This window comes from Halomonas sp. McH1-25 (assembly GCF_022348165.1).
Taxonomy (GTDB): domain Bacteria; phylum Pseudomonadota; class Gammaproteobacteria; order Pseudomonadales; family Halomonadaceae; genus Modicisalibacter.
The window spans coordinates 101071-124585 of sequence record NZ_JAKRFI010000008.1 but is presented as its reverse complement, the minus strand read 5'-3'; the positions used below and the strand labels follow the sequence as shown (position 1 = coordinate 124585).

General features: G+C 62.4%; 20 protein-coding genes. 19 read left to right on the top strand and 1 reads right to left on the bottom strand.

Annotated elements, in window-relative coordinates:
• The first annotated feature begins 14 nt into the window (after window positions 1-14).
• The 11 genes from rseP (at window position 15) to tilS (ending at window position 14615) form a co-directional block, all read left to right on the top strand.
• On the top strand, window positions 15-1367 hold the full coding sequence (gene rseP / locus MHM84_RS17890) for a sigma E protease regulator RseP (protein ID WP_239267791.1): 1353 nt from the start codon (window positions 15-17) through the stop codon (window positions 1365-1367).
• A gap of 173 nt (window positions 1368-1540) precedes the next feature.
• Window positions 1541-3874: an outer membrane protein assembly factor BamA gene (bamA, locus tag MHM84_RS17885; protein ID WP_239267789.1), complete on the top strand. Its 2334-nt coding sequence runs from the start codon at window positions 1541-1543 to the stop codon at window positions 3872-3874.
• Window positions 3875-3908: 34 nt separating this feature from the next.
• Complete coding sequence (locus tag MHM84_RS17880; protein WP_239267787.1) at window positions 3909-4403, top strand: OmpH family outer membrane protein; 495 nt, start codon at window positions 3909-3911, stop codon at window positions 4401-4403.
• 38 nt (window positions 4404-4441) lie between these two features.
• Entirely contained in the window at window positions 4442-5479 is a 1038-nt protein-coding gene (gene lpxD / locus MHM84_RS17875; protein WP_239267785.1) for a UDP-3-O-(3-hydroxymyristoyl)glucosamine N-acyltransferase, read from the top strand.
• 117 nt (window positions 5480-5596) lie between these two features.
• On the top strand, window positions 5597-6040 hold the full coding sequence (gene fabZ / locus MHM84_RS17870) for a 3-hydroxyacyl-ACP dehydratase FabZ (protein WP_239267783.1): 444 nt from the start codon (window positions 5597-5599) through the stop codon (window positions 6038-6040).
• On the top strand, window positions 6037-6807 hold the full coding sequence (gene lpxA, locus MHM84_RS17865) for an acyl-ACP--UDP-N-acetylglucosamine O-acyltransferase (protein ID WP_239267781.1): 771 nt from the start codon (window positions 6037-6039) through the stop codon (window positions 6805-6807). Before fabZ ends, lpxA begins: the two co-directional genes overlap by 4 nt.
• Window positions 6808-6820: 13 nt before the next feature.
• Window positions 6821-8005: a lipid-A-disaccharide synthase gene (gene lpxB / locus MHM84_RS17860; protein ID WP_239267779.1), complete on the top strand. Its 1185-nt coding sequence runs from the start codon at window positions 6821-6823 to the stop codon at window positions 8003-8005.
• Between the two features lie 8 nt (window positions 8006-8013).
• On the top strand, window positions 8014-8664 hold the full coding sequence (gene rnhB, locus MHM84_RS17855) for a ribonuclease HII (protein ID WP_239267981.1): 651 nt from the start codon (window positions 8014-8016) through the stop codon (window positions 8662-8664).
• 101 nt (window positions 8665-8765) lie between these two features.
• Entirely contained in the window at window positions 8766-12269 is a 3504-nt protein-coding gene (dnaE, locus tag MHM84_RS17850) for a DNA polymerase III subunit alpha (RefSeq protein ID WP_239267777.1), read from the top strand.
• 131 nt (window positions 12270-12400) lie between these two features.
• The gene (accA, locus tag MHM84_RS17845; protein WP_239267775.1) at window positions 12401-13354 is read left to right on the top strand and encodes an acetyl-CoA carboxylase carboxyl transferase subunit alpha; all 954 of its coding nucleotides are present in this window, start codon (window positions 12401-12403) and stop codon (window positions 13352-13354) included.
• A 4-nt stretch (window positions 13355-13358) separates the two neighbouring features.
• Entirely contained in the window at window positions 13359-14615 is a 1257-nt protein-coding gene (tilS, locus tag MHM84_RS17840; protein WP_343218300.1) for a tRNA lysidine(34) synthetase TilS, read from the top strand.
• A 2-nt stretch (window positions 14616-14617) separates the two neighbouring features.
• On the opposite strand, the gene ppx is transcribed toward tilS, so the two are convergent.
• Window positions 14618-16144: an exopolyphosphatase gene (gene ppx, locus MHM84_RS17835; protein WP_239267770.1), complete on the bottom strand. Its 1527-nt coding sequence runs from the start codon at window positions 16142-16144 to the stop codon at window positions 14618-14620.
• Between the two features lie 107 nt (window positions 16145-16251).
• Here ppx and MHM84_RS17830 point away from each other — a divergent pair, with 107 nt between their 5' ends.
• The 8 genes from MHM84_RS17830 to MHM84_RS17800 all read left to right on the top strand — a co-directional run bounded on the left by MHM84_RS17830 (window position 16252) and on the right by MHM84_RS17800 (window position 23351).
• The gene (locus MHM84_RS17830; protein ID WP_239267768.1) at window positions 16252-16578 is read left to right on the top strand and encodes a thioredoxin family protein; all 327 of its coding nucleotides are present in this window, start codon (window positions 16252-16254) and stop codon (window positions 16576-16578) included.
• A 379-nt stretch (window positions 16579-16957) separates the two neighbouring features.
• Window positions 16958-18217 carry a transcription termination factor Rho gene (rho, locus tag MHM84_RS17825; protein WP_239267765.1) on the top strand — a complete coding sequence of 420 codons (1260 nt, stop codon included), beginning with the start codon at window positions 16958-16960 and terminating at the stop codon, window positions 18215-18217.
• Window positions 18218-18507: 290 nt separating this feature from the next.
• Window positions 18508-19995, top strand: a complete 1488-nt coding sequence (gene ubiD / locus MHM84_RS17820; protein ID WP_239267763.1) for a 4-hydroxy-3-polyprenylbenzoate decarboxylase — start codon at window positions 18508-18510, stop codon at window positions 19993-19995.
• A 30-nt stretch (window positions 19996-20025) separates the two neighbouring features.
• A complete protein-coding gene (locus MHM84_RS17815) occupies window positions 20026-20805 on the top strand; it encodes an NAD(P)H-flavin reductase (protein ID WP_239267761.1) in 780 nt (259 codons plus the stop codon).
• The gene (gene folM / locus MHM84_RS17810; protein ID WP_239267759.1) at window positions 20802-21515 is read left to right on the top strand and encodes a dihydromonapterin reductase; all 714 of its coding nucleotides are present in this window, start codon (window positions 20802-20804) and stop codon (window positions 21513-21515) included. Before MHM84_RS17815 ends, folM begins: the two co-directional genes overlap by 4 nt.
• A gap of 71 nt (window positions 21516-21586) precedes the next feature.
• Entirely contained in the window at window positions 21587-21715 is a 129-nt protein-coding gene (locus MHM84_RS21510) for a hypothetical protein (RefSeq protein ID WP_275445835.1), read from the top strand.
• 99 nt (window positions 21716-21814) lie between these two features.
• Window positions 21815-21952, top strand: a complete 138-nt coding sequence (locus tag MHM84_RS17805) for a hypothetical protein (RefSeq protein WP_239267757.1) — start codon at window positions 21815-21817, stop codon at window positions 21950-21952.
• Window positions 21953-22271: 319 nt separating this feature from the next.
• Window positions 22272-23351 (top strand): 3-deoxy-7-phosphoheptulonate synthase, encoded by a 1080-nt coding sequence (locus tag MHM84_RS17800; RefSeq protein ID WP_239267755.1) that lies wholly within the window; start codon window positions 22272-22274, stop codon window positions 23349-23351.
• Window positions 23352-23515 lie beyond the last annotated feature (164 nt).

Sequence of the window (23515 nt, the reverse complement as noted above, 5' to 3'; positions counted from 1 at the left end):
GGGAGGATAGCGCTATGGGTGCGATACAGAATATTTTAGCGGTCATCGTCGTTCTTGGCCTGCTGATCACGTTTCATGAGTTCGGGCACTTCTGGGTTGCGCGGCGCTGCGGCGTCAAGGTGCTGCGTTTCTCGGTCGGCTTCGGCAAGCCGTTGTGGTCGCGCTTCGACCGTCACGGTACCGAATTCGCCGTGGCGGCGATTCCCTTGGGCGGATACGTCAAGATGCTCGACGAGCGAGAAGGCCCGGTCGCCCCCGAAGAGCAGCATCGGGCGTTCAATCGCAAGAGCGTGTGGGCACGCATTGCCATTGTCATTGCCGGCCCGCTGGCCAATTTTCTGCTGGCTTTGATTGCCTACTGGCTGCTTTTCGTTGCCGGAACGTCGACGGTAGTGCCGGTCATCGGCGATGTGGCGCCGGGCTCGCCCGCAGCGCAGGCCGGTCTGACGACAGGGCAGGAAGTCGTTGCCATTCAGGGCGACCGGACCCGCTCCTGGGAAGACGTCAATCTGGAGTTGATCTCGCGGATCGGGCTCAGCGGCACTCTGGACGTCAGTGTGCGTGGAGCGCAAAGCACCGAGGCCCAGGTACATCGTGTCAGCGTGGACAACTGGCTGGCGCAACAAGACCCCCCTCAGCCTCTGCAGACACTGGGCGTTACGCCATGGCGTCCCGAGATGCCGGCCGTGCTCGGCCAGGTCCTCGAGGGCGAGGCGGCGGCCCAGGCCGGCCTCGAGGCGGGAGATCGCATCGTGGCTATCGAGGGAGCGCCGGTCGAGGACTGGCTGGACTTCGTCGAACGGGTACGCCAACGTCCCGGCGAAACCTTGGCGCTACGCGTGGAGCGTGACGGCGAGCTGCAGGACCTGGCGTTGACACCAGGCAGCCGTGAGGTGGAGGGCGAGACGGTCGGTTACATCGGTGCCGGTGTCGAACCGGTCAGTTGGCCCGAAGAGTATCGGCGCGAGATTCGCTATGGCCCTCTGGCCGCGGTCGGGCAATCGGTATCGCGTACCGCCGAGATGACCGTGCTGACTCTCGACTCGATTCGCAAGATGCTGGTCGGGCTGATTGCGCCCTCCAACCTGTCGGGGCCGATCACCATTGCACGGGTTGCCGGCGATACCGCACGTAGCGGTATGGAAAGTTTCATCAGCTTCATGGCGTACTTGTCGATCAGCCTCGGTGTGCTCAACCTGCTGCCGATTCCGGTACTCGATGGGGGGCATCTGGCCTATTACCTCATCGAGGCGGTGCGGGGTCGTCCCGTATCCGAGACGGTCCAGGCGGTGGGACTGCGGATTGGTCTGGCGTTGGTCGGGACGCTGATGGTGATGGCGTTGTACTTCGACTTGATGCGACTGTGACACGTTACGACTGTAACGATTTGATGTTGCATTGAATTTTTTGGGCGCCCTGGGCGTCTCTCGGTCTGGGGCGGCATGCCGGCAGTATCACGCTTGGCCTTGTCAGTTACCCCGGGAAATGTATAAGGTGCCTGTTCGGCGAGCGAGCAGAACAGATCGGGCGAAGCGACTGCATGAAACTCAAGACCCTCGGATTGGCGGTAATGCTGGCAACCAGCACCCAGGCGGCCATGGCGGCCAACTTCACGGTGTCCGATATTCGCGTAGAAGGCCTTCAGCGCGTTTCGGCCGCATCAGTATTCAACGCCTTCCCGGTGAGCGCTAACGAAAGTGTAGACGATCGCGAGCTGGCGCAAGCCGCCAAGCAGCTCTTCGCCACGGGGTTGTTCGAAGACGTCCGTCTGGCCCGGGACGGTGACGTTCTGGTGATTCACGTGGTCGAGCGTCCGTCCATTTCCCGCATCGAGATCGAAGGCAATTCGCAGGTCGCCGAAGAGGATCTGCTCAAGGGGATGGCCGAGACCGGCCTGGCCGAGGGGCAGGTGTTGCAGCGTGCTTCGCTCGAGGAAGTGGAGCGTCAGCTCGAACAGCTCTACCATTCCCAAGGGCGATACAGTGCCAGTATCGATACGTCGGTGGAGCCGGTCGACCGCAACCGCGTCCAGGTCAACATCGACGTCAACGAAGGCGCCGTGGCCAAGATCCGCCAGATCAACGTCGTCGGCAACGAGGCCTTCGATGACGAGACGCTGCGTGACCTCATTCAGCTCGAGGATCGGCCGGGTTGGTTCTTCGGCTGGTTCTCGGACGACGAATACTCGCGGGAGAAGCTGGCCGGGGACCTCGAGACACTGCGCTCGTACTATCTCGATCGCGGCTACGTGAATTTCGCGATTACCTCGACTCAGGTCGCCATCAGTCCCGACAAGTCCAAGATCTACGTCACGATCAACGTCGACGAGGGACGCCGCTATCGTATCGACGACATTCGCTTCGCGGGCGACTTGACCCTGCCCGAGAGCCAGGCCCGTTCGCTGGTCACGGCCGAGTCCGGCGATATCTACTCGCGCAGCGCGCTGACCGAATCCGCCGAAGCGCTGCGTCAGGCACTGGGCGCCGAGGGCTTCGCCTTCGCCAACGTCGAGAGTGTGCCGGAGGTCGCCGAAGGGGGCGATACGGTCGATGTCATCTTCCGGGTCGATCCCGGTCGGCGTGCCTATGTGCGCCGGATCAACTTCGAGGGCAACACCACCACCCAGGACGAAGTGTTGCGCCGCGAGATGATTCAGATGGAAGGCGCGCCGGCATCTACCGACAAGATCAGCCAGTCCAAGCAGCGTCTCGAGCGCCTGGGCTTCTTCCGCCAGGTCGATGTCGAGACCCGTCCCGTAGCCGGCGAGCCGGATCAGGTGGACGTCACCTACAACGTCGAGGAGCAACCGTCCGGTTCGATCTCGGCCAGTGTCGGTTATTCTCAGTCCGCCGGCGTCATCTACGGTGCGTCACTGTCACAGAAGAACTTCCTGGGCACGGGCAACCGGGTCAATGTCGGCGCCCAGCGCAGCGATACCTATACCAACCTGAACTTCGGCTATACCGACCCTTACTGGACGCTCGACGGCATTTCGCGTGGCTATAACCTGTTCTATCGCGAAACCGACTACGAGGACTCCGACATCTCGACATACTCCACCGATTCGTACGGTGGCAGTATCGATTTCGGTTACCCGATCAACGACCTGAGCCGTCTGAATTTCGGGGTCGGCCTCGAAGACCTCTCCATCGAGACCTATAACGATACGCCGGCCGAGATCGTCGAGTACGTCGACGATCAGGGCAACGATGCGATGAGCTACAAGCTCACCGCCAGCTGGACGCGCAACAATCTCAATCGCGGCATCATGCCGACCGATGGCAGCTATCAGCGCGTGGCGCTGGAAACCGCCGTGCCCGGCTCCGATGCCGAGTACTACAAGCTGCGCTACAACGGCAGGAAACTTTTTGAGTTCAGGCCGGACTGGTCGCTCAAGTTCAGCACGGCGCTGGGCTATGCCGACACCATCGGCAACGATCCATATCCGTTCTACGAGAACTTCTATTCCGGTGGCCTGGGGTCGGTGCGTGGCTTCTCCGGCAACACGCTGGGGCCTGCCACCACCGAGCGTAACGACGGTGATGACGATACCTTGGGCGGCAATGTGCTGGTCGAAGGCTCGGTCGAGCTGATCTATCCCTTCCCCTGGGTCGAGGATCGTCGTTCCCTGCAGACGTCCATCTTCATGGATGCCGGCAATACCTACCTCACCGATTGCTACGCCGTTCCTGACGGTTACGAGTCGAATTGCGAGAGCGGTGTCGATCTCGGTGAGCTTCGTTACAGCGTGGGCCTTGGGCTGTCCTGGCTGACCCCTGTGGGGCCGTTGACATTCAGTGTGGCCAAGCCGCTCAACGAGCAGGAAGGCGATGATACCCAGACCTTCCAGTTCTCCCTTGGCCAGACATTCTGATGTCGACGCCGGGAAACGTGACAAGGAGCATTTCATGCGCAAGATGACAGGGGCCCTATGCCTGCTGGGTATGCTTTCCATACCTGCTCATGCCGCGGAAGTGGCGGTGCTCGACTGGCGCGAGGCGCTGATGAGTTCCGAGGCGGCGCAGCGCTCCATGAACGAACTGAGCAACCAGACCAGCGGCCAGCGTCAACGTGCCGAGAGCCTGGGCCAGGAGCTGCAACAGCTGCAGCAACGGCTGCAGCAGGACGGTGACATCATGTCCGAGTCCGAGCGTGACAGTGTAGCTCAGGAACTGCGCCGCAAAGGCGCCGAGTTCCAGCAATTGCGCGCTCAGATCCAGCAGGCTCAGCAGCAGGCGGAGCAGAAATTCCTGCAATCCGCCAAGCCGCAACTGGATCGTGCCATCGAGCAGGTCGTCGCCAAACATGACGTACAGTTGCTGGTCGATCGAGATTCGGTGGTGCACATGGCCGATGGACTCGACCTGACCCAGGAAGTCACCGATATACTCAACGATAAGTGATCGTTCGGCGCGTCTCCGGACGTCCGCTCGCCAATGCTATGAAAAAGACGACACCCTTTACCTGCACCCTCGCCGAGTTGGCCCAGCGGCTGGGTGCTACCCTCGTCGGCGACGGGGAACGCCGCGTGGGCGGTCTGGCGACACTCAGTGATGCCGGCCCACAGGACATAAGCTTTCTGGCCAACAAGGCCTATCTCAAGTACCTCGCCGAGACGCAGGCCGCGGCGGTACTCATCCACCCGGCGCATGCCGCCGATTGCCCCACGGCACGGCTCGAACTCGATAACCCTTACCTGGGCTATGCCGAGCTGTCACGGTTGTTCGACCCCTTCAATGCCCAAGTCGAGGCTGGCATCCATGACACAGCGTGGATCGCCGAAGGCGTGTCGCTGGGGCGCAACGTGAGTGTGGGGCCCCAGGCAGTGATCGAGGCCGGCGTAACGATTGGCGACGACGTCATCATCGGTGCGGGCAGTGTCGTTGGGTGCGACTCGGTAATCGGCGCCGGCTCTCTGTTGCATGCCAATGTCACTGTCTATCATGGCGTGGTCATCGGTGAACGAGCCATTCTGCATAGTGGCTGCGTCATTGGCGCCGACGGATTCGGGTTCGCCCATGACGGCAGCGGCTGGCACAAGATCGCCCAGCTCGGCGGTGTGATTCTGGGCGACGATGTCGAGGTCGGCAGTTGCTCGAGCATCGATCGCGGGGCCTTGGGCGACACCGTGATCGGCAATGACGTCAAGATCGACAGCCAGGTGCAGATCGCGCACAACGTGCAGATTGGCGATCACACGGCGCTGGCCGGATGCGTGGGGATTGCCGGGTCGACCAAGGTGGGCCGTCACTGCATGTTGGGCGGCGGTGTGGGGCTGGCCGGTCACCTGACGATATGTGACGGTGTGCAGGTCACCGGCATGAGCCTGGTGACCAATTCCATCACCGAGCCGGGCGTATATTCGTCGGGAACCGGCGCCATGAACAATGCCTTGTGGCGCAAGAATGCCGTACGCTTCAAGCAGCTCGACGATATTGCCAAGCGTTTGGCGCGACTTGAGCGTGACAATCGGGCGTGAACGGCTGTCAGCGCCGTAGCGTGACGCTATAATCCACCGCCAAGCCAATCAGCGGATATCCGCTCAAGAATGCCCACCCTGTCCGGTGGGCATTACGCACTTTCAGAGGTTGCATCGATGGTAATGGACATCAACGAGATTCGTGAGTATCTGCCACACCGCTATCCATTTTTACTCGTGGATCGCGTGGTAGAGATCACGTTGGGGGAGCGCATCGTCGCCTACAAGAACGTCAGCATCAATGAGCCGTTCTTCAATGGCCACTTTCCGCATCACCCCATCATGCCGGGTGTCCTGATCGTTGAGGCCATGGCTCAGGCCTGCGGTATTCTGGGATTCAAGACGGTCAACAAGTTACCGCGTGACGGTTACGTCTATTACCTCGTCGGTAGCGATAACGTGCGCTTCAAGCGTCCCGTCATGCCCGGTGACCAGCTGCGTCTGGAAGCGCAAGTGGTACGCGAAAAGCGCGGTATTTGGAAGTTCGCCTGCCGTGCCACCGTTGATAACGAACTCGCCTGCGAGGCCGAGATCATCTGTGCTGAGAGGAAGGTCGCTTGATACATCCTACCGCCATCGTCGACTCTACCGCCCGCTTGGCCGATGACGTCGAGGTCGGCCCGTTCAGCGTGATCGGCCCGGATGTCGAGATCGGTGCCGGGAGCGTGGTGGGACCGCATGTGGTGGTCAAAGGCCCGACGCGGCTGGGCGAGCGCAATCGTATCTTCCAGTTCGCCTCGGTGGGTGAGGACTGCCAGGACAAAAAGTATGCCGGCGAGCCGACGCGCCTCGAGGTTGGCGACGACAATGTCATTCGCGAAGGGGTCACGCTACATCGAGGTACCGTGCAGGACCGCGGAGTGACCTCGATCGGCAGCCGTAATCTGTTCATGGCCTATGCCCATGTCGGCCACGACTGCGTGATCGGGAACGATTGCATCCTTGCCAATCAGGCCACGCTGGGCGGTCATGTCACCCTGGGAGACCATGCTATTCTCGGTGGGCTCTCGGCCTTGCACCAGTTCTGCCATGTTGGCGCCCATGCCATGTGCGGCGGCGGCTCGATCGTGACCAAGGACATTCCCGCCTACCTAATGGTCAATGGCAATCCGGCCCAGGCACATGGCCTGAATCTCGTCGGTCTGAAGCGCCGCGGCTTTTCTCGCGAGGCGCTCAAGGCGCTTTCCGAGGCATACAAGGTCGTCTACCGGCAGGGGCTGACTCTGGATCAGGCATTGCAGACCCTGACGTCGCGCTATGCCGGCATGCCGGAAGTCGAGGTCTTCATCGATTCACTCAAGCAATCGACCCGCGGCATTACCCGCTAGAAGGCGACAGCTCATGCGTGTCTATCTGGTGGCCGGTGAATTGTCCGGTGACATACTGGGCGCCGGCCTGATGCGTGCCCTCAAAGTGCGCCATCCCGATATCGAGTTTCGCGGTATCGGTGGCCCGCGCATGATCGCCGAAGGCTTCGATAGCCTCTATCCGCTGGAAACCCTATCGGTCATGGGGCTCGTCGAGGTGATCAAGCACTTGCCTGGATTGATCCGTGTGCGCCGTCACTTGCGACGCGATGCCTTGGCCTGGCAGCCCGACGTGATGGTCGGCATCGATGCGCCGGATTTCACCTTGGGGCTGGAGCGGCAGCTGCGTGAAAGCGGCATCCCGACGGCGCATTACGTCAGCCCTTCCGTGTGGGCCTGGCGTCAGGGGAGGGTCAAGGGCATCGCCCGCTCGGTGGACGTCATGATGACTTTCCTGCCCTTCGAGGCGGCATTCTATGAACGTCATGACGTGCCGGTGGCCTTCGTTGGCCACCCTTTGGCCGACGAGCTGCCACTCGACAATCATCGTCTTGCGGCGCGCCAAACACTGGATCTGCCGGCCGATGCAACGGTGTTGGCGATACTGCCCGGTTCGCGAGGTAACGAGATTCGCTTTCTGGGGCGCACTTTCCTCGATACTGCCGTCCAGTTGAACGACCGTATCGAGGGGCTGCAGGTAGTGATCCCGGCGGCAACGCCGCAGCGCCGCGAGGAACTATCCGCGTTGCTGGGCGAGTATCCTGCATTGACGGGTCGGGTCAGACTGGTGGATGGCCAGTCCCGTGAAGCGATGACCGCCAGCGACGCCGTGCTGCTGGCCTCGGGCACGGCCGCACTCGAGGCCATGCTCTGCCATCGTGCCATGGTGGTCGCCTACAAGATGGCACCGACGACACACTGGTTGGCGCAGCGCCTGGTCAAGACCGAGTGGATATCGTTGCCCAATCTGATCGCTCGCGAGACGCTGGTGCCCGAACTGGTCCAGGACGCCGCCACGCCCGGTGCGATTGCCGAGCGGCTGATGGCTTGGCTCGGCGATGCGCAAGCGCGGCAATCGCTCGAGGCGCGTTTTGCAGCGATGCATGCACAATTGCAACGTGGCGCCAGCGAGCGTGCTGCAGACACGGTACTCGCTTTGGCCCAGCGGCGAGCGCTGCCGCAGCAGGTGGCGCCGGATGTGTTGGAGAAAGACTCATGACCCTGGTCATGCCTGACAAGCAGGTTGCCGATAAGAAGAAACGCAAAGTCCCGCTGAATGAGTTTCCCGAGTTGATCGTCGAGTATACTGGCGAACGTTTGGCTGGCATCGATGAGGTGGGGCGTGGCCCGCTGGTAGGCGCTGTAGTTGCGGCGGCGGTGATTCTCGATCCGTGCCGTCCCATCGACGGTCTGGGTGACTCCAAGGCGCTCACCGAGAAGCGCCGCCTGGAGCTCGATGCACTGATTCGTGAACGTGCCTTGGCGTTTGCCGTGGCGGAAGCGTCGCCGGCCGAGATCGACGAACTCAACATCTACCATGCCACCCACTTGGCCATGCGGCGCGCCATCGATGCGCTCGAAGTGGCTGCCGAGTACCTGCTGGTGGATGGCAATTGCCTGCCGCGACATCATCTTCCCGGTCAGGCGGTAGTGAAGGGCGACGCCCGTCATCCGGCGATCGGCGCTGCATCGATCCTCGCCAAGGTGACGCGGGACGCACAGATGGTGGCGCTCGATGCCCGCTTTCCCGAGTACGGCTTCGCGCGCCATAAGGGATATCCTACACCCGAGCATCTGGCGGCATTGACTCGGCTTGGGCCGCTGGCCGAGCATCGGCGTTCCTTTGCACCGGTCAAGAAACAACTCGAGCTGTTTTGATCGATCGTTAGTGAAGCGTCGATCTTATTCCACCGCTCTCTGATACGCTGCAAGAGATGCCTCTCCGCAGCCGCCATTGCACGAATAACTGCGAGTCCGATATGACCACGCCCTTCGTTCATCTTCGCGTGCATAGCGAATATTCCCTCGTCGACGGTCTGGTGCGCCTCAAACCTCTGGTCCAGGCCACCGCCGAGGCCGGCATGCCCGCCATGTCGCTCACCGACGAAGCCAACCTGTTCGGCCTGGTCAAGGCCTACAAGAATGCGCAAGGCGCTGGGCTCAAGCCGATCATCGGCGCCGACCTGTGGCTCGAAAATCCCTTCGACGAAGGGCATCCGTACCGGCTGACGCTGCTGGCCATGGACAACGACGGCTATCGTAACCTGACCGAGCTGATCTCGCGGGGCTGGGTCGATGGCCAGCGTCAGGGGCTCGCGATCCTCAAGAAGGAGTGGGTCTTCGCGCAGAGCGACGGGCTGATCGCGCTATCCGGCGGTCGCGAAGGAGAAATCGGACGTTTCCTGCTCGCCGAGCACGACGATGAGGCCCGCGAGCTGCTGGCCGAATGGCAGCGCCATTTCCCCGGGCGGTTCTATCTGGAACTGACGCGCACCGGCCGTCAGCATGAAGAGGAGTGCGTCCACCTGTCGGTCCGGCTTGCCGCCGAAACCGACACGCCAGTGGTGGCCACGAACGATGTGCGCTTCTTGACCCGTGAGGATTTCTGGGCCCACGAGACCCGGGTTTCCATTGGCGAGGGCAAGGCGCTCGACGATCCGCGCCGCGAACGCCGCTACAGCGAGGAGCAGTACCTCAAGAGCCCCGAGGAAATGGCCGAGCTGTTCGCCGATATCCCCGAGGCGCTGGAGAACAGCGTAATGATCGCCGCGCGCTGCAACGTCGACGTGCGCCTCGGCGAGTACTTTCTCCCCGAGTTCCCGATTCCCGACGGAATGACCCTCGACGAGTACTTCCGCAAGGTGTCCCACGACGGCCTGACCGAACGTCTCGAACAACTCTTCGATGGGCCCAATGCCATCTATGCAGGACGTTCGCGCGAAGAGCACGAGCCGGCTTACCGTCAGCGGCTGGATTTCGAACTCGACATCATCACCCAGATGGGGTTCCCGGGCTACTTCCTGATCGTCATGGACTTCATCCAGTGGGCCAAGGACAACGACATTCCGGTAGGTCCGGGACGTGGGTCCGGGGCCGGCTCGCTGGTCGCCTATGCGCAGAAGATCACCGATCTCGATCCGCTGGAATACGATCTGCTGTTCGAGCGCTTCCTCAATCCCGAGCGTGTGTCGATGCCCGACTTCGACGTCGACTTCTGCATGGAGAAGCGCGACCGGGTGATCGACTACGTCGCCGAGCGCTATGGGCGCAATGCCGTGTCGCAGATCGTCACGTTCGGCACCATGGCTGCCAAGGCGGTGGTGCGCGACGTGGCACGTGCCCAGGGCAAGCCCTACTCGCTGGGCGACAAGCTCTCCAAGCTGATTCCGTTCGAGGTCGGCATGACCCTGGCCAAGGCCATCGAGCAGGAGCCCGCCCTAAAGGAGTTTCTCGACAACGACGAGGAAGCCCAGGAAATCTGGGACATGGCGGTCAAGCTCGAAGGCATCACCCGAGGTACCGGCAAGCATGCCGGGGGCGTGGTCATCGCGCCGACCAAACTCACCGACTTCTCGCCGCTTCTCTGCGACGAGGATGGCAGCGGTCTGGTGGTGCAGTTCGACAAGAACGACGTCGAGGAAGCCGGGCTGGTCAAGTTCGACTTCTTGGGCCTGCGCACGTTGACCATCATCGACTGGGCGCTGGAGATGGTCGATACGGTGCGAGCACGCAGCGGCGAGGGCCCGCTGGACATCGCCAGCATTCCGCTCGACGATGCGCCGACCTTCGACATGCTCAAGAAGGCCGAGACCACGGCGGTGTTCCAGCTCGAATCGCGCGGTATGAAGGAGCTCATCAAGCGGCTGCAACCCGACTCGCTGGAAGACATGATCGCCCTGGTGGCGCTGTTCCGTCCGGGGCCGCTGCAGTCGGGCATGGTCGATGACTTCATCAACCGCAAGCATGGGCGGGCGGAGATATCCTACCCGCACCCCGACTATCAGCACGAGCTGCTCAAGCCGGTGCTCGAGCCCACCTACGGCATCATCCTCTATCAGGAGCAGGTGATGCAGATCGCCCAGGTGCTGGCCGGCTACACGCTCGGTCAGGCCGATATGCTGCGTCGCGCCATGGGCAAGAAGAAGCCCGAGGAGATGGCCAAGCAGCGTGCGGGCTTCATGGAGGGGTGTGCGGCCAACGGCATCGACAAGGATCTGGCCGGCAATATCTTCGACCTGGTGGAGAAGTTCGCCGGGTACGGCTTCAACAAGTCGCACTCGGCTGCCTACGGCCTGGTGTCCTATCAGACCGCCTGGCTCAAGACCCACTACCCGGGGCCGTTCATGGCCGCGGTGCTGTCCACCGACATGGACAACCTCGACAAGGTCGTGCCGCTGATCGAGGAGTGTCGCAATCTGGGGCTGACGGTGACCCCGCCGGACGTCAACGTCGGCGACTACAAGTTCACCGTCGATGAACAGGGCCGCGTGGTCTACGGCCTGGGCGCGATCCGTGGCGTTGGCGAGGGGCCGATCGGGGCGATCGTCGAGGCCCGTCGTGTCGACGGCCCGTTCAGCGACCTGTTCGACTTCTGCCGCCGGGTCGATGCCAAGCGCATGAACAAGCGCACCCTGGAGGCGTTGATCCGCGCCGGCGCGCTGGATAATCTGGGGCCGTCACGCGCGGTGCTGGCCGCTGCGCTCGACGATGCCATCAAGGCCGCGCAGCAGAGCACCACCAATGCCAACCTGGGCATGATCGACATGTTCGGCGAGGCCTTCGCCGAGCCCGAGGCCGGCGACGCCTATGCGGAGTACCGTCAGGTACGCGATTGGAGCGACAAGGAGCGCCTGGCCGGCGAGAAGGATACCCTGGGGCTCTATCTGACCGGTCATCCCATCGACGAGTACGAGAAGGAATTGACGCGTTTCGTCTCTACGCGCATCAGTTCGCTCAAGCCGTCCCGCGAACCACAGCGGGTCGCCGGACTGGTGGTGGCGATGCGCACCATGAAGTCCAAGCGCGGCGATACCATGGCCTTCGTGACCCTCGACGATCGCACCGGCCGCATCGAGGCCTCGCTGTTCGGTGAACTGTTCGACCAAGTGCGCGCCACGCTCGGCCAGGACCAGGTATTGATCGTCGAAGGTGAAGTGCAGAGCGACGATTTCTCCGGCGGCTTGCGTCTGCGTGGCAAGGAGATCACGATGATGGTCGATGCGCGCCGGCGCTATGGCGAGGCGGTAGAACTCTCCGTGGACGGCAATCGCCTGAATGGTCGCTTTATTTCCAGCCTGCGCGGCAGTCTCGATCCATGGCGCAGCGACGACGGCCTGCCGGTGCGCCTAAAGTATCGCAATGCCCAAGCCAGTGGCTGGCTCGAGCTGGGTGACGACTGGAAAGTGTCGCCGGCCGACGAGCTGATGGCTGCCTTGCACGATGTCGAAGGGCAGGATGGCGTCAGACTCCGCTATCGCGGTTAATCTGCCAGCGTCTCGCCGAGAGACGTGCCTTGCGTGTGCAAGTCAAGGTGCGATAATGCGCAGTTATCGATTGCGCATTGTCGCGTTTCAGCCGTGGCCTCCAGGCTGTCTACTTCAAAAAGCGAAGCCCTATGAATCCCAACTACCTGGACTTTGAACAGCCCATCGCCGAACTGCAGGCAAAGATCGAGGAACTGCGCCTGGTCGGCAACGACAGCAAGATCAGCATCAGTGACGAGATCGGGCGTCTCGAGGAAAAGAGCCAGAAGCTCACCGAGTCGATCTTCCGCGATCTGACGGCCTGGCAGGTGTCGCAACTGTCGCGTCATCCACAGCGCCCGTACACCCTCGATTATTTGCACCACGTCTTCACCGACTTCGATGAGTTGCACGGCGATCGCCACTTTGCCGATGACGCGGCCATCGTTGGCGGCATTGCGCGTCTCGACGACAAGCCGGTCATGGTGATCGGTCACCAGAAGGGGCGCGACGTCAAGGAGAAGGTGCGTCGCAATTTCGGCATGCCGCGTCCCGAAGGCTATCGTAAGGCGTGCCGGTTGATGGAAATGGCCGAGCGCTTCAGGATGCCGATCCTGACCTTCATCGATACGCCGGGCGCCTATCCGGGCATCGATGCCGAGGAGCGCGGCCAGTCCGAGGCCATCGCCTACAACTTGGCGGTCATGTCGCGGCTGAAGACACCGATCATCTCCACGGTGATCGGTGAGGGCGGTTCCGGTGGGGCCCTGGCCATCGGCGTTTGCGACGAGTTGGCCATGCTGCAGTATTCCACCTACTCGGTCATCTCGCCCGAGGGCTGCGCTTCCATCCTGTGGAAGAGCGCCGAAAAGGCGTCTGATGCCGCCCATGCCATGGGGATTACGGCCGAGCGCCTGAAGGAGCTGGGCTTCGTCGATACCCTGATCGAAGAGCCACTGGGTGGGGCGCACCGCTATCCATCCACCACCGCCGAGCGGGTCAAGGAGGCGCTGCTGGCCAGCCTCGACCGACTGCAGGCCATGGAGACCGATGCGTTGCTCGAGCGGCGTTATGAGCGGCTGATGAGTTATGGAGCACCTGCATAACCCAGTGCCGCTGCACGCCGCGATCGATGACGCCCTGGCGGCTGTACCGCCGGGGCGTCCTGTTTGGGTCGCCTTGTCGGGCGGCCTCGACTCCTGCCTGTTACTGACGCTCGCCGTACAGGCGTCACGTCGCTATCCCCACCCGATCTATGCCCTTCACGTGAACCATGGCCTGCAAACGGCGGCAGGCGACTTCGAGCATCATTGCCGCGTGCTGTGCAGCCGCTTAGGGGTGCCGCTGTACGTCGAGCGGGTGAGGGTCGACAGGCGAGGGCAGGGGCTGGAAGCGGCAGCACGCGAGTCCCGCTACGCGGCCTTTGCGCAACGGGTAGGTGTCGGTGACGCACTGTGGCTGGCGCAGCACGCCGACGACCAGGCCGAAACCCTGCTCTTGGCGGCGCTGCGCGGTAGCGGCGTGCGCGGCCTGGCCGGCATGCCGGCGCAGCGCGACTGGGCGGGACGATGCCTGATGAGGCCGTTGCTGGCCTTCACGCGGGGCGAGCTGGAGCGCGAGGCGCAGGCGCGGGGAGTGGCCTGGGTGAACGATCCGAGTAACCAGGATCTCGCAATCGATCGCAATTACCTACGCCGCGATATCCTTCCTCGTCTTGCCGCACGCTGGCCGGTAGCGTCCTCGTCGCTGGCGCGCAGCGCCACATTGTCCGGTGAAGCCGATACCCTGCTCGACGAACTGGCGGCGCTCGATCTCGAGGCGGCAGGAAGCGATGCCGGTCGTCTGGCGCTGGCATACCTCATGACACTCTCGCCGCCACGTCAGCGGTTGCTGATCCGTCATGCCTGCCAGCGGCTGGCATTGCCCACGCCGCCTGCCGGCCGTCTGGCCGCGTTGCTTTCTCAACTCGGCGCCCGCGAGGATGCCAAGGTGGCCATCGAGTGGCCGGGCGGCGAAGCACGACGCTGGCGCGGCGCGCTCTATCTGCAGGCGCCGCTGGTGCCCGTGCCGGAAAACTGGCAAGCCGAGTGGAACGGGCATGCAGGGATGAGGACGCCGGCAGGCCCGGTCGAAGTGAGCCTTGTACCCAGCAACGCGCGGCCATGCCGGTTGCGTCTGACCTGGCGGAAAGGGGGCGAGACGTTGCGCGTTGCCGGACGTGGCCGGCGCGACGTCAAGCGACTGCTGCAGGACGCCGGTATCCCTCCATGGCTGCGCGATCGACAGTTACTGGCCTGGGACGGCGATACGCTGGTCGCCGTCCTGGGGGTGGCCGTTGCCGAGGGGTGGGAGATGGCTGCCGGGTAACGTCAGGCGTCGGTTGGCTCCGGCTCGATTTCGAAGGTGAAACCTGCCGCTTGTTGCAACGCCATTTCCTGCTGCAGGTCGTTGATGAGCAGGACGTGTTCGGTGAACGTTTCGGGCAGGGTCAGGCGCAGGGCATCGCCCTCGGCGACGAGGGTGAAGTCGACGACAGGATGCTCGGGACGCGAGTGATTGAGAATGACGGCGAGACGCAGCAGCCGGGCCAGCCGGGCGTAGCGTCCTCGCAGCGATTCGGGCAGGGCCTCGAGCTCCTTGGTAGGGAACTTGCGCCGATGGGCCCGGACCAGGAAGGCCAGCGATTTCTGCTCCGGCCGGGAGAAGCCCGGCAGATCGGAATGTTCCAGCAGGTAGGCGCCGTGGCGATGGAATTGGCTGTGCGACACGGCCTGACCCAGCTCATGGATCTGTGCCGCCCAGGTCAGGAACTGTTTCTGCTCGTCGTCGAGCTGCCAGGTATCGCGTACCTGCTCAAAGGCATGGCGGGCACTGGCCGCCACGTTGTCAGCCTGACGGGTTTCTACACCGTAGCGGCGCTGCAAGGCGCCTAGCGTCTGAAAGCGGGAATCCTCGGGTGTGTTACGGCCTGCCAGGTCGTAGAGCACGCCTTCGCGCAGCGCCCCGTCGGAGTAGCGCATGTAGTCGAGATCGAACGCCTCGAAAATGGCGCAAAGGATGGCCACCCCGGCTGGAAACACGCGGGCGCGATCGGCCTTGAGTCCTTCCATGGCGACCTTGTCGAGTCGCTTGGTCTTGATCAACTGCTTGCGCAGCTTCATCAGCCCTTCACGGTGGATCAGCCCGTCCGGGCTGTCGCCATTGACGGCAAGCACGGCAGAAACGGCTTTGATGGTACCGCTGGAACCGACCGGGTCGGTCCAGCCCAGTGCGAGATAGGGCCGGCGGATGTTGGCCAATTCCGACAGGGCTGCCAGTTCGGCCTGACGAAAGCGCTTCTCGGTGATTTCGTCATCGGCGAAGAAACGGCTGGTGTAAGCCACGCAGCCCATATGCAGGCTTTCCAGGGCCAGCGGCTCGAAACGCTCGCCGATGATGAACTCGGTGGATCCACCGCCGATATCGACGATCAGCCGTTTGCCATGCACGTCGGCCAAGGCATGCGCGGCACCCAGATAGATCAGGCGCGCTTCCTCGCGTCCGGCAATGATTTCTATCTCGTGGCCGAGCAAGGCTTCGGCACGGCGGATCAGCGCCTCGCTATTGGCGGCATTGCGCAGGGCATTGGTGCCCACGACACGCAGGTTGCGCGACGCGACATCCGTGATGAAAGGGGCGAACCGGGCCAGACAGTCGAGGGCACGCTGAATGGCCTCTTCGCTGAGGTGGTCATCCTCATCGAGGCCGGCAGCCAATTGCACTTTTTCACCCAGCTTGGCGACGACCTGCAACTGCTGTTCATGATAATTGGCCACCAACAGGTGGAAGCTGTTCGACCCCAGATCGATGGCCGCCAGGCGGCGAGGAGTCCGTGTTTCCGCAGGCGTCCCGCTCATGCGCTATCCCTATGCTGTTCTGCGTTAAGGTTGTAGGGCCTCGGTAAGCTTGTCAATCGCGTTCTGGCAGCGTCCAATGGGAGCGCTAACCGCTGATGGAGTAAACGATGGCCGACACGTCCATGGAATGGCTTACGGACGAAGGACTGGAGGATTTGCTGACCCAGCCGGGCATGGCGCTGGTCGTGTTCATGGCGCAGTGGTGTCCGCCCTGCCAGGCACTGGCGCCGCGTCTCGACAGGCTGGCCAGCCGCTACCCGGCACAGCTGGGCTGCTATCTGATCGATGCCGACCAGCATCCCGCCTCGGCGCAGAAGTATGGCGTGCGCGGCCTGCCTACGCTGGTGCTGTTCATGGATGGCGACCTCGAGGCGACTCGTGTCGGGGCGTTGGATGACGACCAGTTGAACGCCTTCATCGATGCGGCGCTGTAACTGCGCCCTTGATCTGGTATAATTTCAGCGTACGGTATGAAGCGCAGGCATACAGGGGGCTTGCGTTTACCGTCCGGCTTAACTACCATCCAGACGTTCGCCTGTTCCAAAAAGCTTTCCGGGCCGCCACGCGGTCAGTTTCCAAGCCGTCAGTAAGCCCGCTGTTTCGTTTCTGCAGTGAATACCAGGCGATAAGGAACAGCGCCTCCCTCGATTCCGATAATGCTTCTGACCTCCCCATGGGAGTCGTCGTCCAACGGCTATCTTCGGCGAGAGGAAATCCCAGGGCTCTGAACGCACCGCGCGGCGCATCGTCACCGCCTCCTGTCCTATATCAGCTCACGCTGCCACGCTGACAAGAGCAATTTCTGACAAACCGATGAATCTTACCGAACTCAAGCAAAAATCCGTGCCGGAACTGCTGGAAATCGCCCAGGAAATGGGTATCGATAACCTGGCACGCTCCCGCAAGCAGGACATCATCTTCGCCATCCTCAAGAAGCACGCCAAGAGTGGCGAAGATATCTACGGCGATGGCGTGCTGGAAATCCTTCAGGATGGCTTCGGCTTCCTGCGCAGTGCCGACAGTTCCTACCTGGCCGGCCCGGACGACATCTACGTGTCGCCTTCGCAGATCCGCCGCTTCAACCTGCGCAAGGGCGATTCGATTTCCGGCAAGATTCGTCCGCCCAAGGAAGGCGAGCGCTACTTCGCGCTGTTGAAGGTCAATCAGATCAACCTCGACAAGCCCGAAAACGCCAAGCACAAGATCCTCTTCGAGAACCTCACCCCGCTGTTCCCCCAGGAGCGCCTGGTCATGGAGCTGGGTAACGGCTCCACCGAGGATCTCACCTCCCGCGTCATCGACCTTACTGCGCCCATCGGCAAAGGCCAGCGTGGCCTGATCGTCTCGCCGCCCAAGGCCGGCAAGACGTTGATGCTGCAGAACATCGCCACCTCGATCACCCGCAACAACCCCGAGTGTCACCTGATCGTGCTGCTGATCGACGAGCGCCCGGAAGAAGTGACCGAGATGTCGCGCACCGTGCGCGGCGAAGTGGTCGCCTCGACCTTCGACGAGCCGCCGGCGCGTCACGTGCAGGTCGCCGAAATGGTCATCGAGAAGGCCAAGCGTCTGGTCGAGCACAAGAAGGACGTGGTGATCCTGCTCGATTCGATCACTCGTCTGGCGCGTGCCTACAACACCGTGGTGCCGTCCTCCGGCAAGGTACTCACCGGGGGTGTCGATGCGCATGCCCTGGAAAAGCCCAAGCGCTTTTTCGGTGCCGCGCGCAACATCGAGGAGGGCGGCAGTCTGACCATCCTCGCCACTGCACTGGTCGACACCGGTTCCAAGATGGACGAAGTGATCTTCGAGGAGTTCAAGGGTACCGGCAACATGGAGGCCCACCTCGACCGCAAACTGGCCGAGAAGCGTGTCTACCCGGCACTCAACATCCGCCGCTCCGGCACGCGTCGCGAAGATCTCATCGCTTCCGAGGACGAGATGCAGCGCATGTGGATCCTGCGCAAGCTGCTCAATCCGATGGATGACGTGGCGGCGACGGAATTCCTGATCGATCGGTTGAAAGATACGAAGACCAATCTGGAGTTCTTCGAGGCCATGAAAAGGCGTTGATGCTGGCCGGCTGCACTCGACGATGCGGTGTTGGCAAATAGCTCAAGCTGCTCATTTACTACAGTAAACTCCGCTTTGGACTCGCGACGTCCATGTCGCTCGCTCTGCGAGCAGCGGAGCTGCCCAAATCGCCGATCCTGACGATTTGTCGCTATTTTCCGCCTTGCATCGTCTTCGTTCGCACTGCCATCTCTCAACGCCTCTGGCGCTGAATGGCAATGTGAACGAAACCCCCGAAGGGGTGGCATGATATGCTGCCCCTTCTGTCGTTCGGGAGAAGGGTTTACCGCATGAAGTACAAGGACTTGCGTGAATTCATCGCGGCGCTGGAGGAATCCGGCGAACTCGTGAGGGTACGTGCCGAGGTGGACCCTTACCTGGAAATCACCGAGATATGCGACCGCACGCTGCGCGCCGGCGGTCCGGCGTTGCTGTTCGAGAACGTCAAGGGACACAGCATGCCGGTGCTGGGCAACCTGTTCGGCACCCCCAAAAGAGTGGCGCTGGGCATGGGGCAGGAATCGGTCGAGGCATTGCGCGAAGTGGGCGAGTTGCTGGCCTTTCTCAAGGAGCCGGAGCCGCCCAAGGGGTTCCGCGACGCCATCGACAAGCTACCTGTGTTCCGTCAGGTAATGAGCATGGGCCCCAAGACGCTGCGCAAGGCGCCGGTGCAGGATGTCGTGCTCGAAGGCGATGCGGTCGACCTCGATCGCATCCCCATCCAGCATTGCTGGCCCGGCGACGTGGCGCCGCTGGTGACCTGGGCGCTGGTGGTCACCAAGGGCCCGCACAAGACGCGCCAGAACCTGGGCATCTATCGGCAGCAGAAACTTGGCAAGAACCGCCTGATCATGCGCTGGCTGTCGCATCGCGGTGGAGCGCTGGATTTTCAGGAGTGGCAGCAGGCCCACCCCGGCGAGCCGTTTCCGGTGGCCGTGGCGCTGGGGGCCGATCCGGCGACCATCCTCGGCGCGGTGACGCCGGTACCGGACACGCTCTCCGAGTATGCCTTTGCCGGGCTGTTGCGAGGCTCGCGCACCGAGCTGGTCAAATGCGGGCATGCCGATCTCGAGGTGCCGGCATCCAGCGAGATCGTGCTGGAAGGTTTCATCTATCCCGACGATACCGCCCCGGAAGGCCCCTATGGCGACCACACCGGCTACTACAATGAGGTCGAGACCTTCCCGGTGTTTACCGTCGAGCGCATCACCCATCGTCGCGATCCCATCTATCATTCGACCTACACCGGTCGCCCCCCGGACGAGCCCGCGATCCTTGGGCTGGCGCTCAACGAGGTCTTCGTGCCGATCCTGCGCAAGCAGTTTCCCGAGATCGTCGATTTCTACCTGCCGCCCGAGGGATGTTCCTATCGCATGGCGGTGGTGACCATGAAGAAGCAGTATCCCGGTCATGCCAAGCGGGTGATGATGGGGGTATGGAGTTTTCTGCGCCAGTTCATGTACACCAAGTTCGTGATCGTACTCGACGACGATGTCGATGCCCGTCAGTGGGAGGACGTGATCTGGGCCATTACCACGCGCATGGACCCGGCACGTGATACGGTAATGGTAGAGAACACGCCCATCGATTATCTCGACTTCGCGTCGCCGGTAGCCGGGCTGGGGTCGAAGATGGGGCTCGACGCCACCGCCAAGTGGCCCGGCGAGACCGAGCGCGAGTGGGGGACACCCATCGTCATGGATGGCGAAATCAAAACCCGTGTCGATGAACGCTGGGACGAGTTGGGCATCCCGTTGCCCGCTGCAACGCATCGCTGATGCGCCCCGATCAAGCCATTTGAGGAAAGCATGACGCCAAGGACCCTGACCTGCCGGGTCATCTCGGTAGAGGATCTGACCCCCGACGTCTTTCGCGTGCAACTGGAAGGCCGCAGCGAGGCGGTCGCCCATGCGCCCGGGCAGTACCTCGAGCTGCTGCTCGATGAACACACCTGGGTGCCATTCTCCATCGCCAATGCCCATCGCGGCGACGGCATCATCGAGCTGCACATTCAGCATTGGCCGGAGCGCTCCAACTCGCAGCGTATGCGCGAGATGATCCAGCAGTCGCAACGCCTGACGATTCGCATGCCCAGCGGCGAATGCATACTGGATGCAACGAGTGGCCGGCCGATGCTGATGGTGGCGGCGGGGACCGGCTTCGCCCAGATGAAAGCCCTGCTCGAGGCAGCCTTCGCAGCCAACCGTGACCTGCCGGTCTCGTTCTGGTGGGCGGTGCGCGAGCGGCGCGATTTCTATCTGGAAACGCTGGCTCGCGAGTGGGCCGAGACGCATCCCAATTTCACGTTTCATGCCGTGTCGGAGACCCTGCTGGACGACGATTTCGCTGGTCCCGGCATCCATGCTCACCTGGGCCGCATCGATGAGGCATTGGCGGCCACGCTCTCGGACGTCTCCGGCTATGACGTCTATCTGTCCGGTTCCCCGGGGATGGTCTATGCCTGTGTCGATGCATTGGCGCCGCGTGGGCTCGATGCAGCCCGCGTGCGCTCCGATGTCTTCGCCTACGCACCGCGCGACCCGCTGATTCCATCGTCACCTGACGATTCGCCGGAGAGCGGAGCATGAGCGCCTCGCCGATCCTGATCACTGGCGGTGTCCAGCGTCTGGGCCGTCACTGCGCCGAACGGCTGACTGCCGATGGACATGAGGTCATCGTCACCTATCGCCGTGAGCGTCCCGAACTCGATACGCTGCGACAGCAGGGGATCGTCACGCTGCCGGGGGATTTCTCCAGCGAGGCTGGCATTCTCGATTTCATCGACCGCCTGAAGTCCCAGACACGCTCGCTACGTGCCATCGTGCACAATGCCAGCGACTGGGCGCCGGACTCGAGCGGCGACGATGCCGGAAGCAACTTCGAACGCTTGTTCCGCGTCCACATGCAGGCGCCGTACTTGATCAACCTGCATTGCCGCGGGTTGCTCGATGCCTGTAGCGAGCCGCAGCGCGATATCGTGCACATGACCGACTACGTCGCCGGCAAAGGTTCGAAAAAGCACGCTGCCTACGCTGCCACCAAGGCGGGGCTGGACAACCTCACGTTGTCGTTCGCGGCCATGTACGCACCGGACATTCAGGTCAATGCCATCGCTCCGGCGCTGATCATGCTCAACGAGGACGACGACGAGGCGTACGCCGCCAAGGCGCGGGCCAAGTCGGCAATGGAGATGGTGCCCGGGCCGGGCGTGATCTACCAGAGCCTGCGTTATCTGCTCGACAACCGCTATGTCACCGGCATTACCCTGCCCGTGGATGGGGGGCGGCACCTGCGCTGAACCTGCGGGCATCGTCGGAACAGGCTAGAATGCAGGCCAATCTGACCCGGTAACGACAAGGAGACCACCACATGGCTGAGTACGATCCCAACTTCAAGGACTCCAGCGGATTCATGACGCTCTTTCTGGGGCTGGTCGTCGTGATCGGCATGAGCTGTCTGCCGGCGACCATCGTATGGATCAAATATTTCGGGCTGTAACGTTGACCTAGGGCGGGGTTGCCAAACGGCATCTTCCGTGTAGGATGAAAAAACGCTGCGACGCGTCATGTCTGCAGCCTACGAATACCGGAGACAACCATGTACCTCATGCTTGCCACACACACGAGCCTTGCCCAGCAGTCGCTGGTGGAAGTGCGTGCGTGCCGTTGGGCGGGTTATGGCTATTGGTATTGGTTTAGTCGCGGTGCGCCCGACGGCCTGGCCGATACGGCCTGAGCCAAGAGGCGCACCCTGACCAGCAGGGTTGCCTCCACTTGAAAACCCCCGGTCGGCAACCCGACCGGGGGTTTTTCGTTTCAGTACCGCATAACTTACCTTCTCGACAAGGAGCCAAGCAGATGACCACCGCACCCGTCGCCCCCACCACGCATGGCAAGCATTATTACGGCTATGGCGAGGGGTATTGGCGATTTAGTGTCGCCCGGTCGGTTCAGTCTGCCGCCTCCGGCCGGAGCATCCTGGGTGGCACACGACAATCTCGATGTCTTGTCAATCATTGACGCTCGCCGCTGCGAGCAAGCCAGGAATTGCACCCATGACCGCTTCATTGTCCCAACTCGACACCCTGATCGATTCCACCCCCACCCGCCAGCCGGGGAACGTCTTGCCGACCCCTGCCGAACTGCGCCGGCAGATTCCTCTCGATCATGAACTTCGCCAGACCCTGACCGAACAGCGCCAGGCCATTCAGGCCATTCTCGATGGCGAGGACGATCGCCTGCTGGTGGTGGTCGGGCCATGCTCCGTCCACGACCCCCGTGCAGTGCTGGAATATGCCGAGCGCCTGGCGGCACTGGCCCGGCGCGTCGAGGACCGCCTGTTGCTGGTGATGCGCGTCTATGTCGAAAAGCCGCGCACTACGGTGGGCTGGAAGGGACTGGCCTACGACCCCCACCTGGACGGCAGCGACGATATGGCCCACGGTCTGGCGTTATCGCGCCGATTGATGCGCGATGTCGCCAGGCTGGGCCTGCCTGTCGCCAGCGAATTGCTGCAACCCATGGCAGTGGCCTATTTCGACGACCTGCTCGCCTGGGCGGCAGTCGGGGCGCGGACCACCGAGTCGCAGATTCATCGCGAAATGGTCAGTGGGCTGGAAGCGATCGTCGGTTTCAAGAATGCCACTCACGGTGGCGTAGGCGTAGCCATCGACGCCATGCGCGCCGCTGCCCACGGGCATCGCCACTTCGGCATGGATCTTCATGGTCGGCCGGTCATGCACGAGACGCAGGGCAATGCGTATACGCACCTCGTGCTGCGTGGTGGTCATGGTGGGCCCAACTACGATGCCGAAAGTGTCGCTGACAGCCGCCGTCAACTGGAAGAAGCCGGCCTGCGGCCCAACCTCATGGTCGACTGCAGCCACGCCAACTCGCGCAAGGATCATCGGCGTCAAAGCGAGGTGTTGCTCGATGTGCTGGCGCAGCGTCTGGCTGGCGAGACTGCACTCGTCGGCGTCATGCTCGAAAGTCATCTCAACGAAGGCAAGCAGGCGCTCGAGATGGAGGCGCTTCGCTACGGTGTCTCGGTAACCGATGCCTGCCTGGGATGGGAAACCACCGAGCAGTTGCTCGACCTTATGGCAGCTCGGCTGCGCGACAACAACCCGACATGACACGCAGGAGACTGTCCGGCATGCGTTTGCGTTTCTAGACCCACGATCCTCGGCAGTATCGTCGCAAGGCGAAATTCATTGCGGTGGTCGTGGCTGGGCAGTTCGGCTGGCCGAACGCTTGCGGGTCCGCCAGGCACGCGAGGAATGTCGACTTCCCGATGAGG